This is a genomic window from Micromonospora sp. KC213, from assembly GCF_004348325.1.
GTDB lineage: Bacteria > Actinomycetota > Actinomycetes > Mycobacteriales > Micromonosporaceae > Micromonospora.
The window spans coordinates 19033-35162 of sequence record NZ_SMKF01000045.1 but is presented as its reverse complement, the minus strand read 5'-3'; the positions used below and the strand labels follow the sequence as shown (position 1 = coordinate 35162).

The following is a 16130-nucleotide window of genomic DNA, read 5'->3' as shown; positions in this document are numbered from 1 at the left end:
GAGGAGGGTCTCAGGCGGTGACCGGTTGCAGCCGAGGGCCGCTCTCCCGCCGTACGGGGGCTGTCGTCGCCTCGGCGTCCTCCGGCGGCCCCAGGTCCGGCGTCTGGAACAGGTAGCGGACGAACTCCCCACCCACCTCGTTGTCGTCCGAACCGGGCCACTGTCCGGCGCAGTCCATGCCGACCACCTCGCGGCCGGACCCGTCGGACTCCTCGACCATCGCCCACAGGCTCACCGGGTAGCACCGAGTAACCTCCGGAGTGACCTGCCAGCGGGCGTACCAGCCGGGACGGGCGGGAACGATCTCGACGATCCTCTTCATGACGACCTTCCCTTCCGTGGTGCGCGGAAGACCCCCGGTCCCTGCGATCGTGCGACCGGGTCGGGTGAGCGCCCCTCACCCCGCGCGAGTGAACCCACGGCGCCGCTCTGAGCCGTTACCTTCCACGCCCGGACGGGAACGCCGACCGCGACGGTGAACCCGACAGGGAGTGAGGTCGACCATGCGTAAGCAGATGGAGGGCGACAACCAGCGCCGCCGGGCCCTGGCCCGCCGAGCCCGCGAGCAGGGTCGGCAGCCCAGCGAGGTTGGCAGCACGCTCAGCGCGTCCAAGCAGCTCACCAGCCTGGACCGGGGCAGGCGGTCCGGTCCGCCGCCGGCCGGGCGGCACAAGCCGGACAGCACGCGCGGTGGCCCGGCGCCGCCGGCCCCCGCCGTGGCGACCACCGAGCGGCCGCGCCCCGATCCCGGCCCGGGCACACCGGACACCCGACTGGGCTACCGCGAGCTCGTCGACGAGGTGAGCCGACGCGCTGGAGTCGACTTCCGGACCGCGAAGGTCGGCGCGGAGGCCACCGTGCTCGCCCTAGCCTGGGCGCTCGATAAGCGGGAACGGACCCGACTGCTGGCCGCCGTGCCGGTGTCGCTGCACGACGTGGTGCCGATCGGCGGCATCGAACGGCACCGCGACCTGCCCGGCTTCCTGGCCGAGGTGGGGCGGATCAGCGGGCGCTCCCCGGAGCAGGCGCGATATCAGGCGGCGGCCACCCTCGCGGCGCTCGCCGCCCACGACGGCGAGCTCGTCGAGTCGCTGCACGTACCCGACGGGTTGCGCGACCTGCTCGGCCCGGTCGAGGCCGGCGGGGGTCTGGTGGGTGCGTCGAGCACCACCGCCCCGCTGACCGAGGGTCAGCTGCGGGACGCCCTGGACGACCTGCCGTACTGGTCCAGCGACCGCCGTTCGCTGGTGCGGACCGTCGAGCTGCCGTCGAGCAACCTGGACCGGGTGCTCGACCGACTCGACCAACTCCGCGTCGACCTCGGTCGAGGGCCGCAGATCGGCCGGCCCGACCCGGACAACGCGGTGCTGACGGTACGCAGCCAGAACGCCGACGCGGTGACCGCCGCCGACATCGAGCTGGCCCACCGCGTCGACGACGCCATCGAGGAGGCCGGCGCCGGCATGGCCGGCGGTTAGGCCGGACCTCCCGGGCCGGCGGCCCGCGACGGCCGGATCGTCGCCGGCCGGTCGGGCGTCGGCCCGTGGTCTTCACCCGGGTGCAGGCCGCCACGCTGGGCGCGGTCTTCGCCGGCGTGTGCCTGCTGGCCGACCGGCGGATGCTGCGCGGGCGTCGCTACGGCAACCTGGTGCTGGCCGCGGCCCACCGCCCGGGTTCGGTTGCCGGTCGACCGGCTGGCCGCCCGGATGGCGGCCGACCCGGTACCGGGCGGAGTGCTGCACGGCGCGGCCCTGGCCGCGTTCGTCGGTGGCGCCCGCCCGGCCACCGACGACGCCCTGGCCGGTTGGACCGCCGGTCCCGAGCCGACGCGACGCCCGCCGCGGCTAGGACCGGGCGTGGACCGGCACCTCCGGCGACGAGCTCTCCAGCGGCACGGCGTGCGCCGGCACCAGTCCCAGTTGGGTGGCCGGGCGGGACAGCGCAGCGTCGAGCACCCAGTCGGCGCCGACCCGGGTCCGGTTGCCCGGCATCGCCAGCAGGTGGTATGCGCGGGTGACGGCCTTGGCGGGCAACCCGGACAGCGGCACCTGGAGCGGGTTCGCCGCCGCGTCCTTCCCGCCGAGGTCAACCACCCAGCCGAGGTCGTGGTGCTTGTACGGCCTACGCCGGCCCTGGCCGTAGGAGGCGGCGATGTTGTGCGCGGCGAGCTTGCCCTGACGCTGGGCGTGCTGTGCGGTCATCGTGCAGATCTCCCCCGGGCGGGCGAGATCCGGCACGGCGGCGGCGTCGCCGCAGGCGAACACCTCGGGGAAGCCGGGGACGTTGAGGTACTCGTCGGTGACCAGCCGCCCCTTCTCGGTGCGCAGGCCCAGCTCGGCGACGAACGGGTCGGGGCGTACCCCGACGCACCAGACCAGGGTGCACGTCGGAATGTAGTCGCCGTCGGTGAGCTTCACCCCGTCGGCGGTGGCCTCGGCGACCGAGGTGCCCATCCGGACGTCCACCCCGCGGCGGCGCAGCACCCGGTCCGCGGTGTCGGACATTCGTTGGTCCAGTTCCGGCAGGGGCCGTGGCGCCACGTCGAGCAGCAGCCACCGGGGGCGGACCGTGAGTCCGGGACGCTGGGCGTACAGCTCGTCGGTGAAGAGCTGACCGTGCGCGGCCACCTCGGTTCCGGTGTATCCGGCGCCGACCACCACGAAGGTGGCCCGGGCCAGCTGCTCGGCCGGGTCCTCGGCCTGCTCCGCCCGTTCGATCTGACGGATCACGTGGTCGTGCAGGTAGACCGCCTCGGGCAGGCCGCGGAAGCCGTGCGCGTACTCGGTGACCCCCGGGATCGGCAGGAGTTTGTTGACACTACCGACGGAGAGCACCAACCGGTCGTAGGCGAGGCGTCCCCGGTCCCCCTCGGGCTGGGTGAACCCCACCCACCGGTTGCGCAGGTCGACCTGGTCGGCCTCGCCGACGATCACCCGCACCCCGGGCAGGGTGCCGGCGAGCGGCACGCAGATCCGGGCCGGCTCCACCACCCCGGCGGCCACCTCGGGCAGCAGCGGCAGGTAGAGGAAGTAGTCGGTGGAGTTGAGCACCACGATCTCGGCGCGGCCCCGGGCCAGCCGGCTCAACGTCTTCGCCGCGTGGTAACCGGCGAACCCGGCCCCCACGATCACCACACGAGGTTTCGTCATGCCTGTCGCCGTTCCCACCGATCAGGCCGGCAAACGTCACGGGAAGCCGGGCAGCCGACACCGGCGCACTCCCGACAGGCAACGGGACGGTAGGAGACAGTGACGGTGCCGGTGGCGGCGCAGACTCCTGGGCCAACGGGCCCCGCGGGCTCACCCGGCCCGGGCGGGGCTGTCTCACCCGCCGCCGGCGCACCATGGTGGTCCACCGCCAACACCGGCCGGAGGGAGGACAGCCACATGACCACGCCGATGTCCAACGACCAGCGACAGCCGATCTACCTGCGGCAGAGCGGGCGCAAGCAGCTGACGCCCCGGCAACGCCGGCGGGTGGAGCAGAAGCAGGGCCGCATCGAGCGGCTTGGCGGGCAGCGCCAGCAGACGCGCGGGCCGGGCCGCTGAGCAGGGCCGGGGCGGTCGCCGTACGGGCCGCCCCGGCGCTCACCGCTCGGACGCCGGGGCAGTGAGCGCCCAGCGCTCGTGGTCGCGCCAGGCGCCGTCGATGAACAGGTAGTCCGGCGAGTACCCCTCCTGCCGGAAGCCGAGCCTGCGGGCCACCCGCCGCGACGGCTCGTTGCCCGGCTGGATGTTTGCCTCCACGCGGTGCAGGCCGAGTGTGTCGAAGGCGTACGCCAGCACCAGCCCGATGCCGGTCGAGGCGTGTCCCGTCCCGGCGTACGGCAGGAACGCGGCGTAGCCCATGAAGCCGCCGCGCAGCGGGCCCATGATGATCCCGCTGATGTTGACGTAGCCGGCGATCTGTCCGCTCGGCCGGTCGCAGAAGAGGAAGCTCTGCTGGTCGCGGCGGCGCGCCTTGGCCAGGTACGCGGTGAACTTTTCCGGGGTGTCGGGCGCGGCGAGCCAGGGATGGTGCAGCTCGCGGCTGCGCCGGGCGGCGGCGACGAATGCGGCGGCGTCGGCGGGGCGGGGGCGGCGGATGCCGACGTCGCCCGAGGTGCGCAGGTATCTCACGTCGGGCCACGTTAGCCCGACGGCCTGACCCGCTCGCCCGCGTCGGCCCGCTCGCCCACGCGGCGATCGGGTCCGGTCAGCGGGTCACCGGTCCGTCCAGCGGCATCGGCACCGCCAGGAAGGTGGCACCGCGCAGGTCGAGCCAGGCCCGGTCGGGGGTGCGGACCAACCGCAGCATCACCTGCGTGCAGGTGGGGCAGCGGGCCACCAGACCGGGCGCGTGGGAGTAGACGTGCAGTCCGGCCATCGGGGCGACCGTCCCGCAGGACTGGCAGCGCCCGGTGGCGGCGCTGAGGTCCACGGCGAACAGCTCGCGCAGCGGGCCGTCGAGCATGTTCCCGTCCAGGTAGGACATCTCGGTCATTGGGTCTCCTCGCCGCTCAGCCGGTGGGGCCGAAGCGTTCGGTGCGGATCCGCCGGTTCGCATGCCCCAGTCCCACCAGCAGGTCCGCCACGGTCTCCACGAAGCCGGTGGGACCGCAGACGTAACAGAGCGGCTCCAGCTCCGGCGGCCAGCCGTGGGTGTTCACGTCGGCCAGGCCGATCCGGTGCGGTTCGCCGCGCCAGCCCTCGGGCACCTCGCGGGTGTACACGTACGCCACGTCGAGGCCCTGGTCGTCACGGGCGCGGCGGCGCAGTTCGTCGGCGTAGCAGACGTCGGCCGGGGTACGCACCGAGTAGATCAGCCGGAACGGCACCCGACTGCCGGCGGCCCGCCGGGCACGGATCATCGCCATCAGCGGCACCACCCCGGAACCACCGGCGACCAGCAGCACCGGCGCGCTCTCGGTCGGCCGCCAGACGAACCAGCCGCCGAGCGGACCACGCACCTCCACCGGGTAACCCTCGGCGTACACGTCGATCAGGTACGACGACACCTCGCCGTCGGGCACCCGCTGCACGGTCAACGCGATCCGGTCGCCGTCGGCCGGGCCGGCCAGCGAGTACGACCGGGCCGCCTGGTAGCCGTCCTCGGCGGTCAGCCGCACGTCGACGTGCTGGCCGGGCAGGTGCCCTGGCCAACCGGGCACGTGCAGGATCAGGGTCTGCGCGGTCGGCGTCTCCGTCCGGCGCTGCACCAGTCTGGCCACCCGCCAGCTCGCCAAACCGGCGACGGTGGTTGTCGCGGTCATCTCAGTCGCCCTGGTAGCGCTGCTCGCGCCACGGGTCGCCGTAGTCGTGGTAGCCGGCGGTCTCCCAGAAGCCGGGCTGGTCGTCGACGAGCAGCCGGATGCCGTGCACCCACTTCGCGGATTTCCAGAAGTACAGGTGCGGCACCAGCAGCCGGGCCGGGCCGCCGTGCTCGGCCGGCAGCGGACCATCCTCGTAGGTGTGCACCACCCAGGCCCGGCCGCCCCGCAGGTCGTCCAGAGGCAGGTTGGTGGTGTAGCCACCGTACGAGTGCGCCAGCGCGTACCGGGCGGCGGTGTCGACGCCGTCGAGCAGGGTGTCCAGCGACACACCCTGCCAGCGGGTGCCGAGCTTGGACCAGCGGGTGACGCAGTGGATGTCCACCGTCGGCGTCTCCTGCGGCAGGCCGGTCAGTTCCGGCCAGGTCCAGCGGAACTCCGCGCCGGCCTCGGTGCTGAGCACGAACTCCCAGGTGTCCAGGGGCACCTTCGGGGTCGGCCCGGCCGAGAGCACCGGGAAGTCGTCGGTCAGGTACTGCCCGGGCGGCAGGGCGGGCCCGCCCGTTCGGCGCCGGCCCTGAAACCCTGGTGACACGATTCCCACCCGTCAGTCCTACCACCGGCGGTACGCGACGATGTGCCTTTCCCGGGTAGCCCGTCGCCGGCGCCCGCAGGGGCGCCGGCGACGGGCTGGGCGTCAGTGCCGCTCGACGACGACCTCGCGGTCGCCGGGCGTGCCGTGACGGGTGGCCCGCAGGCTGGTGAGGGTGACGACGACCAGGACACCGATGATGACGCCGAGGGAGGCCAGCGTCGGGATCTCCGGGACGCCCTTCCAGATGCCGTGGGCCCAGTGCAGGCCGAGCTTGACACCGATGAAGGCCAGGATGATGGCCAGGCCGTAGCTGAGATGCACCAGGCGGCTCAGTGCGGCGTGCAGCACGAAGTACAGGGCCCGCAGGCCGAGCAGCGCGAAGGCGTTGGTGGCGAAGACGAGGTACGGGTCCTCGGTGATGCCGTAGACGGCGGGCACCGAATCGACCGCGAAGACCACGTCGGTGGCGAGGACGGCGACCACCACGAGGGCCATCGGGGTGAGCGCCCGCCGGCCGTCGTGCCGGATGACCATCTTCGGCCCGTGGTACTCGTCGACCACCGGCATGAACCGGCGCAGCAGCCGCACCGACCGCATCCGGTTGATGTCGACCTCCTGCTCGTGCCCGGAGACGGCGTCACGCAGCAGCTTGACCGCGGTGGCGAGCAGGATGAGGGCGAACAGCAGGAACGCGAAGTCGAGGGTCTGCAACGCGGCGGCACCGAGGGCGATGAAGACCGCGCGGAGCACCAGCGCGCCGGCGATGCCGTAGAGCAGCACCCGCTGGGCCAGCACCGTGGGGACCGCGAACGCCGCCAGCAGCAGCATGAAGACGAAGAGGTTGTCGACCGACAACGACTTCTCGACCAGGTAACCGGTGAGGTACTCGACGCCCTGCTTTGAGCCGTGGCGTGCCCAGAGCCAGCCACCGAAGGCCAGCGGCAGCGCGATGTAGAACGCCGACCAGCCGAGCGCCTCCCGGATGGACACCTCGTGCGGGCGGCGGGTCACCAGGAAGTCGAGCACCAGCAGGGCCAGCACACCGACGATGGTCACCGCCCAGAGCGTGGGCGTGCCGACCGACTGGAGATCGGCAGCCAGATATGACGAATCCGTCATGGAGCCTCCTCGAACACCGTGCCATGTTCGAGGTCTCCTTCACCCACTGTTTCGGTGGGCAACCACCCGAGGCATGCCCGGAGCACGCCGTACTGACCGGAATGGTTCGTGGGAAGTACTCCCCTCGTGCGCTTTAGATTAGGGCAGGCCGCGACCGCCCGCAAAGCCGACCCACAGAGCTGGCGGCCCTGGCCAACCACCGGGTGGCGGTTCACCGGGCGGCTCAGGCCGGGCGCAGCAGGGTGGCGCCGGGAGCCAGCGCCGGCTCCACCATGTTCCGGTAGTCGCGGGGCAACTGCGTCATCAGGTCGTCGAACTCGCCGCCGCTGATCGCCTCACGCAGCGTGGTGAAGACCGCTCGCACGGCGTCCCGGGCCGTCGTCTCGTCGACGCCGGCCCGCCGCCCGACCCGGGCCACGAATTCGGCGGCGCCGAACCGGTCCGCCGCTTCGGTGCTCGGGCTGGGCCGCAGGACCACCTGCAACGGTGCGGGAAGCTGCACCGCGAGGTCGAGCACCTCCCCGCCGGTCAGTCGCTCGGCGAGGGTCTCCAGCGTGGCCCGGGTCAGCGTCACCGCCTGTGGCGAGTCGGTCCGCGTCCGCCGGGCCACCTGGTCGACGAAGGTGTCGTAGTTCATCGGCGCTCCCTTCGGCGTCGTGCGGCCTCGCGTACCCGTCGGGCCGGTCGGGAAACGGTGGTCCGGGCGGCAGGAGTGCGTGGGTTTTCCGACGCGGGCGGCGTGAGGTCCGTCCGGGTGGGTAACCGCCGCCGGTCGTGACCGGAATCGAGGCGGCGAGGGAGCTCACGCCATGGCGAGTTACAGCGACGTCCTGCACTACCTGTCCAGTCTTGACTACCCCGCGGGAAAGGACGACGTGGTGCGCGAGGCCGAGCGGGCGGGCGCACCCACGGATGTGCTCAAGGCGTTGCGGGCGCTGCCCCCGGTGGACTACGCCAACGGCAACGAGGTGGCCCGGTCGGCCGGAATCGAGGCCGCGCCTGAAATCGACGCGGCCCAGCGGGCGGCTCAGGCACGGGACCGGCACCAGCGGGTGTCCCAGCATCTGCGTGGCATCTGAGCCGGTGACCGGCGGGGCCGGCGAACAGGCGGACGCCCCGGGTCGCGAACCGCGACCTGGGGCGTCACCGTGCCTGTCCCGCCGCTCCGCGCCCGAACCGGGTCGCGTGCTGCCGGGATGTTCGCCCGAACCGGGCGGGCATCTCTGCCATGAACACCATACGACAAGCCATCATCCGTACGGCTGATTTTCGCCAAAAGTGTGGGATGTGCCTCAGGCGGAGATCTCCGCGTAGCGCTGCTCCAGGTCGACCCGGGCGAGCGCGCCGACCAGCCAGGCCAGCCGTTCCGACTCGCCGCTGCCGGCCAGCTCGGCCAGGTCGTCGGCGGACCGACCCAGTCCCAGGCGGCGGGCCGCGACCAGGGCCCGCCGGTCCGCCACCGGGGCCACCTCCCGCCACAGCGCCTGCGTCTCCCGCAGGAACAGGTCGGCCACCTGATCGTCCACTCCGGGCAGCGCGGTGAGCAGCTCCCGCTCCCGCGCCGGGTCGTGACCGGCGTGGGCACGTAACCGGCGCAGGTCGCCCCGGTACCGGTCGACCACGGTGCGGGCCAGGTCGCCGAGCACGTCGGCCAGCGCCGCCACGTCTCCGCGCTGCCCCGCCTCGCGCAGCACCCGCACCCGGTCGACGTGCCGCGAGCGGGCCAGCCGCGCGGCGCTGTCCCACCCGCTGTCCGGCAGGGCGTGGGCGGCGTCCAGGGCCCGCCGGAAGTCGCCCCGGCGAGCCAGCAGCACCGCCAGGCAGAGCAGCTGGAACAGGTTCGACGGATTGTTGGTCACCCGGAAGCCGTACTGTTCGGCGAACCCCCGGTCGCCGGCCAGCCGGCGTACCAGGCGTTTCCGATCCTCGGTACGGGAGGTCGCACTGGTCATGACGGCGACTACCCGCCCCGGCGGCGCGCACGCATGCCGATCAGCCGTGCCGCCCACCCCGGCGGTCCCGGGCCACGAGCCGGGTCGTCGGCATCGCCGGCGCGGCCAGCGGCGGGGCCGGGTCGTCGGCCACCGTCCCGAACCGGCGGCCGGCCATCCAGTCCGCCCGCGCGGCGGCCACCTCCTCGTGCGAGCGACCCACGAAGTTCCACCACATGACCAGCGGCTCGTCGAACGGCTCGCCGCCGAGCAGCATCAGCCGGCTGCCCGGGTCGGCGGCCAACTCCAGCCGGTCCCGACCGGCACCGAGGTAGAGCAGCGCGCCGGGGGTGAGGGCCAACCCGTCGATCTCGGCCGCGCCCGCCAGGGCCAGCAGGCCGTACTCGAAGTCGGGCCGCAGCGGCAGCGTGGCCCGTGCGGCTCCACGGGCCGTCAGTTGCGCGCCGAGCAGTGGGGTGTGCACCAGCGCCGGGGACACCTCGCCGGCCAGCTCACCGACGAGCAGAGTGAGATCCAGTGCCCCGTCGCGCCACCGGGGCAGCTCGGCGTGGTGGGCGAAGTCGGCGACACCCGCCCGTGCCGGGTCGGGCAGGGCCACCCAGAGCTGCACACCGTGCATCACCGGCGGGTGGCTCGCGGGTGACCGTTCGGAGTGCGCGATGCCGTGCCCGGAGGTCATCACGTTGAGCTGGCCGGGGCGGATCGGCTGCACGTTGCCGAGGCTGTCGCGGTGCACGATCTCGCCGTCGAGCAGCCAGGTGACGGTCTGCAGGCCGGTGTGTGGGTGTGGCGGCACCTCCATGCCCGGCCGCTCGGCGACGTCGTCCGGACCGAAATGGTCGACGAAGCACCAGGCCCCGACCATCCGACGCTGCCGCTGCGGCAACAGCCGGCGCACGGTGGTGTACCGCCCGAGCGGCACGTCGTGGCCGGGCAGCAGCACGCTGCCCGGATCGACCGGGGCCACACCGGCGGGTCGGGTCAGCGCGGGCAACGACTCGGTACGCTCCATCGCCCGACTCTATGCGTTGCCCCGTGTGTCGGCTCAGCCCTCGGTGACCGTGACGGTGTTCGCCCCCGCGACGAGGTCAAGGTAGACCCGGTCGGTGGCCCGGTCCCAGTTCGGCGAGCTGATGATCTTGCCAGTGGCCACGCCGTCGCGCCGGTCCTCGTACACCGTCACGGTCCCGGCACCGCTGCCGGCCCGGACCCGAACCGGGGGCCGGTCGGGGGCCTGGACGGTGAACTGGTTGACCCCGCCGCTCATCCGGATCGTCAGGGACCCCCGCACCGGCGGCAACCGCAGGTCGATCCGGGCCGCCCCACCGACCACCTCCACACCGCCGAGCCGGGTGGCACTCAGGTCGAGCAGATGCTGGCTGACCCCGCCGAACAGGCGCAGGTCCCAGACCAGCCGCGAGTTGAGCACCACGTCCACGCTGCCCTCACCCTTGCGCCCGGTCTTGGCCACGCGCAGCCGCACCCGGTCGTCGACCACCTCCGGGCGGGCCCGGACAGTCGACTGGGACGGGGTGCTGACCCGGTAGAGGTCCCCGCCGAGATCCTCGGCGCCCAACCGGACCACGCTCAGCCCGTCGACCAGTTCGAACGTCGCCCGTCGACGGCCGTCCACCGGCGCGGTCAGCAGTTGCCCGGACGCCGCCGACTGGGCCGCCCCCGAACCGCCCGGCTCGTCTGGCACCACGGCCGGGGCCACCGCGCCGCCCTCGGAGAACGCGATACCGAGACGGTCGGTGTTGGCCAGGGTGGCCCGGACGGCGAGCCCACCCAGCGCCAGAACCACGACCGCGGCGGCGACCAGCAGTCGGGTGCTGCGCGGCCAGGACGGGCGGTCGGCCGGCGCATCGCCGACCAGGCCCGCCGCGGGCGGTTCTCCGGTCACCTCGATCTCCGGCTGCCGCTGCTGGCCCGCGGTGTCCGCGACCCCCGCACGGTCGCTCCAGCCCGGTTCCGACCCTGCCATACGCTCCCCTTTCGCGTCCCCCGCCCGGGTGTACGTAGTCAACAGCCCAGCGGATCACTGCTGCGCCCACCCACCGGTGCGGCCTCGTCGCCTCCGTCCCGCCCCGGTGCCGGATCACAGCCCGGCGCAGGGCGCGTCGTCCACGGCACAGCCCCGGGGCGCCTTGACCAGCAGGTCAGGGTCGCGGACGTCGAAGCGCACCGTGTGGGATGCGCCGGCCGGCACGGCCGGCCCGGTGAAGCTGACCACCTGGCCCTCCTGCCGCCACTGCGCCCCGGTGGCACCGCCGACCGTCGCGTTCGCGCCGAGCGTGACGACCAGCCGCCAGTCGTCCACACCGGCGGCGCCCGGGTTGTCGATAACGACCTCGGCGGTGTAACCGAGGATCCGGGTGGTCACGGTCGCGTACCGGGCGGCCAGGGCCGGAGCCGGCGACGTCGACCCGGACGGCCTCGGTGACAGCGACGTGTTCCGGCTCGTGGCAGGGCGCGGCGGGATGGTCGCAGGGCTGGACCGGACGGCGGAGGCGGTGGGTCGGGCTGGCGGGCTCGACACGGCCGCCGAGGACGGGAGCGGAGTCACCGGGCCGGGTGCGCCGACGGGCCGCGGCGGTGCCGGCAGCGCCGCCCACACCCCCGCCCCGGCGACGAGCACGAGCCCGACCAGGACGGCGACCCAGACCAGCCGGCGGCGATCCCGCGCGGGCTGGTCGAACAGCGGGATCACCGGCAGTTCCACGGTGGCCGGGCCCTCGGCGCGGCGCAGGTCGACCTCCCGGAAGGCCAACCAGTCGAGGATGGCGGGCAGCCGCCCCGAGACCGCGTGCTGGTAGTAGCGCTCCCGGTCGGCCCGCTGGGCGGTGGACCACCGGCCGTGCTCAAGGGACTCGGTGACCGACAGCCGGCAGCCCTCGACGGTGCTGGTCAGGGTGCAGGTCAGCCGGCTGAGCCGGCCGGCCTCGTCACAGCGCAGCACGAGCGCCTCCGGCTCGCGGTGCTCGACCACCTCCACGTCGACGGCGACGTCGAAACCCGGCAGACCGGCGGTGTGCAGCAGCAGCCGGTCCGGCGTCCCGGTGTCCGCAGAGACCTCGGTGAACCAGCGGACGAGCAGGTCCGGCCGGGTCAGCGCACGCCAGACCCGCTCGGCCGGGTGGGCCAGGTCCGCCTGCGCGCTGATGTCGGTCATGGCGAAACTGTACGGACGGCGACGACCCGCCGCGGCAACGGGATCGACCGCCACGAACGACCACGGTGGAGACCACGATGGACGGTCGGGCACCCCGATCGTCGCGCGGACGCGGACGGTCAGTCGCCACCGGACCACGAGGAGGTCCGGTAGACCGTCCCCCGACCGGGCTGGTCCGTCTCCACCGGCACCACCCCGCGATACACCTGGTCCGTCCCGGATTGCGGGGTGGTGGAGCGGGCCTGCCGGGCCCGGCGTATCCGGGAGACCACGAACCAGCCGGCAGCGACCGCACAGACGACGATCACCACCCGCTGGAAGGAGCCGGCGTACGCCTCGACCAGGTGCCAGTTGTCGCCGAGCAGGTATCCGGCCAGCACGAAGGTGGTGTTCCAGATCAGGCTGCCCAGCGTGGTGTACAGCAGGAACGTCCCGATCGGCATCCGCTCCACCCCCGCCGGGATCGAGATGAGGCTGCGGAAGATCGGAATCATCCGCCCGAAGAACACCGCCTTCACGCCGTGCCGCAGAAACCACGCCTCGGTCCGGTCGACGTCGCTGAGCTTCACCAGCGGCAGTCGGGCCACCACGGCCCGCATCCGGTCCCGGCCCAGGGCCGCGCCGATGCCGTACAGTGCCCAGGCGCCGACCACCGAACCGAGGGTGGTCCACAGGATCGCCCCGATCAGGCTGATCCGACCCTGGGCGGCGGTGAACCCGGCCAGTGGGAGGATCACCTCACTGGGGATCGGCGGGAAGAGGTTCTCGAGTGCCACGGCCAGCCCCGCGCCGGGTCCACCGAGCCGTTCCACCAGACCGGTGACCCAGCCGACCGGCCCGTCGGTGGGCGGTGCGGAAGCGGACAGGACCATGGTGGGGCTGAGCGCCGGAGGGGTGGGGATCATGCGACAAAACTACGGGGCACGGCGCCCTTCGACCACGGCCGTGTCCCACCGCGACACAGCAATGGCGCCCTGCGCACGTCACTGACCCCGGCCGTCGTCCACCGGCCTGCGTCCCGACGGCCCCGGGCCGCCGCTGTCCGCGTACCGCCGGCGGTCGCGGCGGGTGGCGGCCGGACGGCACGCCGGTGGTACGGACCGACGCGGAGCCCGGCGAGGTCGTCCGACCCCGCTGGGTTGACCGCATTTTCCGCCGCCGGGGTGGGCGGGGCAGCGCGGCGGCCCGGCTGGGGCATACGGTGGACCGGTGACGGTGCCGCTCGCCTCCGGACGGGACGCCGACGTCTACGCCCTCGACGCCCACCGGGTGCTGCGCCGCTATCGCGCCGGCGGGGACGTACGGCCCGAGGCGGACGTGATGCGATACCTGCACCGCCTCGGGTACCCGGTGCCCGAGGTGTGGCGGGCCGAGGGCTGTGAGCTGGAGCTGACCCGGCTGTCCGGCCCCACCCTGACCGAGGCTCTGCGCGACGGGGACATCGACGTACGCACCTGCGCCGACGTCCTGGCCGACCTGCACCGGCGGCTGCACACCCTGCCGGCCCGGCTCTCTGACGACCCGGCCGACCGGGTGCTGCACCTCGACCTGCACCCGGGCAACATCCTGCTCACCGAGGACGCCCCGGTCGTCATCGACTGGCGCAACACCGCCGAGGGCCCGCCGGAGCTGGACACCACGACCACGGCGCTGATCCTCGCGGAGGTCGCCACCGATCCGGGCGAGCCGTTGGCCGCGACGGCGGAGCAACTGCTGGCCGACTTCCTGGCCGAGGTCGGCACGGCCGGCCTGCTGGACGAGGCGGTCGCCCTGCGGGCCAGGACGGGGCCGCACGGCCCGGATACCCTGGCCCGGGCGGCGGCCCTGGTGGCGCGGGTCGGGCGAGGTTGATTCCCGGCTACAGCTCGTCGCGCAACCGGGCCAGGATCTCCGGCGTACGCTCCGGTGGCTCGGCCTCCACACAGAGCCGTTCCATCGCCACCGCGTAGTAGTCGAGGTCTTCCCGCTTGTCGAGGTAGATGGCGCTGGTGAGCTGCTCGATGTAGACGATGTCGGGCAGGTCGTCGTCGCCGAAGCGCAGGATGGTGAAGGCGCCTCCGGCCGCGGCGTGTCCGCCGGCGGCGAACGGGACGACCTGCAGCCGTACGTGTGCGGCCCGGGTCGCCTCGATGAGGGCGTCCAGTTGCCCGCGCATCACCTCCAGCCCTCCGATCGGGCGGCGCAGGACCGCCTCGTCCACCACCGCCCACAGCTGCGGCGGCTGCTCCCGGCGCAGCAGCTCCTGGCGGCGCAGCCGTAGCTCGACCCGGCGGTCGACCTCCTCGGTCGAGGCGTGCCCGTGGCCGAGCAGGACCACGGCCCGCGCGTAGTCTGCGGTTTGCAGCAGCCCGGGGACGAACTGCACCTCGTAGGTGCGGATCAGCGAGGCTGCCGCCTCCAGGCCCAGGTACGACTGGAACCACCCGGGCAGCACGTCGCCGTAGCGGTGCCACCAGCCGGGACTGTTGGCCTCCCGGGCGAGCTTGAGCATCGCCTCCCGTTCCTCGGGGGCGGTGACCCCGTAGAGGGTGAGCAGATCGGCGACGTCGCGCTCCTTGAAGCCGACCCGGCCCAGCTCCATTCGGCTGATCTTGGATTCGGAGGCGCGGATCTCCCAGCCGGCGCCCTCCCGGGTCACTCCGCTGGCCTCGCGCAACCGGCGCAGTTGGGCCCCGAGCAGCATGCGGAGCACGGTGGGCCCGGTGGCGGGACCTCCATCCGCGATAGCCATCGTCACGTGCCGCCCTCCGCCTGCGCAGCCTACGTCCGTCGACCACCCCCGGACCCGGCCGACGTGTAAGCATGCCATGGGCCGACCGTGAGGTGTACCGCACTGGCGGACGATTCGGCCGGCGGGGAGACCGACCGGGGTCAGCCGATGAGGTTGTCGAAGTCCCCGTCGCGGGCGCCGAGCACGAAGGCCGCGATCTCGTCCACCGTGTAGATCAGCGCCGGCCCCTCCGGGTGGCGCGAGTTGCGCACCGCGATCCCGGCCCCGCCCGGGAGCTCGGCCAGCTCCACGCAGTTGCCGCTGGGGTTGCTCCGCCGGCTCTTCTGCCACCGCAGCGGCGGGAGCTGGGTGACCGGTACGCCGTTCTCAGGCTGCTGCATGCGCGGTCTTTCTGTGCGGTGAAGGGCTTCCGGTGTCGCGGGTGGACAGGGCGGCGGCGGGAGGGGCGCGGCACCGGAAGGACTGTGCTGCACGTGCATCTGCTATTGCATCTGCATCGGACAGCGAGCATGATAACCCACGTGTGCGCGGTACCCACCCGCTCACTCACGGTTACCTCACCCGGTAGCCATCAGGAGAACCGACGGCCCGGCGCCGCGTGCGAGGGCCGACACCGTCCGGCTGTGCGCCGACGCCGCGAGGGAGGTCTCGTGCCGGATCCGTTGAGTGTCGCTTCCGGCATCTCCGCGGCGGGTGCGCTGGTGTCCCTGTGGCAGCTGCGCCGCCGCGCCCTGCGCGCGGAGGCCGAGATCGCCCACCTGCAGGCCGAACTCGCGGCGGAGCGGCACGCCGCCAGCCACGACCCCCTCACCGGGCTGCCCAACCGCCGGGCCTTCTACCGCATCGCGGCGGCCCTGCTCACCGACGCGGGCGGGCAACCGCTGATCGCCGTGGTAATCGACCTCAACGACTTCAAGCAGGTCAACGACCGGTACGGCCACGCCGCCGGTGACCAGGTACTGGTCTGCGTCGCTCAGCGACTGACCGCGTTCGCCGGGGACAACCTCGTCGCCCGCCTCGGCGGGGACGAGTTCGCCGGGCTACTGGCCACACCCACCGTCGACCGACGCTGGATCGACCACGCCACCCGACGGCTCTGCGAGGCGATGGCCGCGCCGATCCCGCTGGGCGGGCGCAGCCTGCGGGTCACCGCCTCGGTCGGCCTGGCCCCGGTCACCGGACCCAGCCAGCTCGCCGAGGCGCTCAGCGCCGCCGACGCCGCCATGTACCGGGCGAAGGGCGTCGCCGGTCGCCGGGTCCCCCGACAACTCACCGAAACCGCACGCCTGGCCGAGTGCTGACCTGCGGTACGG

20 protein-coding genes are annotated in these 16130 nt (G+C 73.4%); 5 read left to right on the top strand and 15 right to left on the bottom strand.

Going from position 1 to position 16130, the window contains the following annotated elements; all coding sequences use genetic code 11:
• Window positions 1-10 precede the first annotated feature (10 nt).
• Window positions 11-322 carry a hypothetical protein gene (locus tag E1166_RS12430; protein ID WP_132338593.1) on the bottom strand — a complete coding sequence of 104 codons (312 nt, stop codon included), beginning with the start codon at window positions 320-322 and terminating at the stop codon, window positions 11-13.
• Window positions 323-503: 181 nt separating this feature from the next.
• Between E1166_RS12430 and E1166_RS12425 the strand changes: the two genes are divergently transcribed.
• Entirely contained in the window at window positions 504-1478 is a 975-nt protein-coding gene (locus tag E1166_RS12425) for a DUF2267 domain-containing protein (RefSeq protein ID WP_132338591.1), read from the top strand.
• Between the two features lie 366 nt (window positions 1479-1844).
• Here E1166_RS12425 and E1166_RS12415 read toward each other — a convergent pair whose 3' ends face one another.
• Window positions 1845-3149 carry an NAD(P)/FAD-dependent oxidoreductase gene (locus E1166_RS12415; RefSeq protein WP_132338589.1) on the bottom strand — a complete coding sequence of 435 codons (1305 nt, stop codon included), beginning with the start codon at window positions 3147-3149 and terminating at the stop codon, window positions 1845-1847.
• Window positions 3150-3386: 237 nt separating this feature from the next.
• On the opposite strand from E1166_RS12415, the gene E1166_RS30880 reads away from it, so the two are divergent.
• Window positions 3387-3548, top strand: a complete 162-nt coding sequence (locus E1166_RS30880; RefSeq protein WP_165944317.1) for a hypothetical protein — start codon at window positions 3387-3389, stop codon at window positions 3546-3548.
• Between the two features lie 39 nt (window positions 3549-3587).
• On the opposite strand, the gene E1166_RS12410 is transcribed toward E1166_RS30880, so the two are convergent.
• The 6 genes from E1166_RS12410 to E1166_RS12385 all read right to left on the bottom strand — a co-directional run bounded on the left by E1166_RS12410 (window position 3588) and on the right by E1166_RS12385 (window position 7599).
• Window positions 3588-4118, bottom strand: a complete 531-nt coding sequence (locus E1166_RS12410) for a GNAT family protein (protein WP_132269516.1) — start codon at window positions 4116-4118, stop codon at window positions 3588-3590.
• A gap of 76 nt (window positions 4119-4194) precedes the next feature.
• Entirely contained in the window at window positions 4195-4482 is a 288-nt protein-coding gene (locus E1166_RS12405; RefSeq protein ID WP_132338586.1) for a DUF6510 family protein, read from the bottom strand.
• A gap of 16 nt (window positions 4483-4498) precedes the next feature.
• Complete coding sequence (locus E1166_RS12400) at window positions 4499-5251, bottom strand: ferredoxin reductase (RefSeq protein WP_132338584.1); 753 nt, start codon at window positions 5249-5251, stop codon at window positions 4499-4501.
• Between the two features lies 1 nt (window position 5252).
• Complete coding sequence (locus tag E1166_RS12395) at window positions 5253-5843, bottom strand: molybdopterin-dependent oxidoreductase (RefSeq protein ID WP_207914194.1); 591 nt, start codon at window positions 5841-5843, stop codon at window positions 5253-5255.
• Between the two features lie 102 nt (window positions 5844-5945).
• On the bottom strand, window positions 5946-6962 hold the full coding sequence (locus E1166_RS12390) for a TerC/Alx family metal homeostasis membrane protein (RefSeq protein ID WP_132338580.1): 1017 nt from the start codon (window positions 6960-6962) through the stop codon (window positions 5946-5948).
• A gap of 223 nt (window positions 6963-7185) precedes the next feature.
• Window positions 7186-7599 (bottom strand): DUF2267 domain-containing protein, encoded by a 414-nt coding sequence (locus E1166_RS12385; RefSeq protein ID WP_132338578.1) that lies wholly within the window; start codon window positions 7597-7599, stop codon window positions 7186-7188.
• Window positions 7600-7771: 172 nt separating this feature from the next.
• On the opposite strand from E1166_RS12385, the gene E1166_RS12380 reads away from it, so the two are divergent.
• A complete protein-coding gene (locus E1166_RS12380) occupies window positions 7772-8041 on the top strand; it encodes a DUF2795 domain-containing protein (RefSeq protein ID WP_132269501.1) in 270 nt (89 codons plus the stop codon).
• A 213-nt stretch (window positions 8042-8254) separates the two neighbouring features.
• Here the strand turns inward: E1166_RS12380 and E1166_RS12375 are convergent, their stop codons facing one another.
• The 5 genes from E1166_RS12375 to E1166_RS12355 form a co-directional block, all read right to left on the bottom strand.
• Window positions 8255-8914, bottom strand: coding sequence for a hypothetical protein (locus E1166_RS12375; protein WP_132338576.1), 660 nt, complete (start codon window positions 8912-8914; stop codon window positions 8255-8257).
• 40 nt (window positions 8915-8954) lie between these two features.
• Window positions 8955-9926: a pirin family protein gene (locus E1166_RS12370; RefSeq protein ID WP_132338574.1), complete on the bottom strand. Its 972-nt coding sequence runs from the start codon at window positions 9924-9926 to the stop codon at window positions 8955-8957.
• A gap of 33 nt (window positions 9927-9959) precedes the next feature.
• Window positions 9960-10898: a hypothetical protein gene (locus tag E1166_RS12365; RefSeq protein WP_243710315.1), complete on the bottom strand. Its 939-nt coding sequence runs from the start codon at window positions 10896-10898 to the stop codon at window positions 9960-9962.
• A 114-nt stretch (window positions 10899-11012) separates the two neighbouring features.
• Window positions 11013-12086 carry an SRPBCC domain-containing protein gene (locus tag E1166_RS12360; RefSeq protein WP_132338572.1) on the bottom strand — a complete coding sequence of 358 codons (1074 nt, stop codon included), beginning with the start codon at window positions 12084-12086 and terminating at the stop codon, window positions 11013-11015.
• Between the two features lie 119 nt (window positions 12087-12205).
• A complete protein-coding gene (locus E1166_RS12355) occupies window positions 12206-12991 on the bottom strand; it encodes a DedA family protein (RefSeq protein ID WP_132338570.1) in 786 nt (261 codons plus the stop codon).
• A 304-nt stretch (window positions 12992-13295) separates the two neighbouring features.
• Here E1166_RS12355 and E1166_RS12350 point away from each other — a divergent pair, with 304 nt between their 5' ends.
• Window positions 13296-13937, top strand: coding sequence for a phosphotransferase (locus tag E1166_RS12350; RefSeq protein WP_132338568.1), 642 nt, complete (start codon window positions 13296-13298; stop codon window positions 13935-13937).
• A 7-nt stretch (window positions 13938-13944) separates the two neighbouring features.
• Here the strand turns inward: E1166_RS12350 and E1166_RS12345 are convergent, their stop codons facing one another.
• Together E1166_RS12345 and E1166_RS12340 are read right to left on the bottom strand one after the other, a co-directional pair.
• Window positions 13945-14769 carry a helix-turn-helix transcriptional regulator gene (locus E1166_RS12345; protein WP_132338566.1) on the bottom strand — a complete coding sequence of 275 codons (825 nt, stop codon included), beginning with the start codon at window positions 14767-14769 and terminating at the stop codon, window positions 13945-13947.
• A 188-nt stretch (window positions 14770-14957) separates the two neighbouring features.
• Complete coding sequence (locus E1166_RS12340) at window positions 14958-15197, bottom strand: DUF397 domain-containing protein (protein ID WP_132261438.1); 240 nt, start codon at window positions 15195-15197, stop codon at window positions 14958-14960.
• 270 nt (window positions 15198-15467) lie between these two features.
• On the opposite strand from E1166_RS12340, the gene E1166_RS12335 reads away from it, so the two are divergent.
• A complete protein-coding gene (locus E1166_RS12335; protein ID WP_132338564.1) occupies window positions 15468-16118 on the top strand; it encodes a GGDEF domain-containing protein in 651 nt (216 codons plus the stop codon).
• Window positions 16119-16130: the final 12 nt, after the last annotated feature.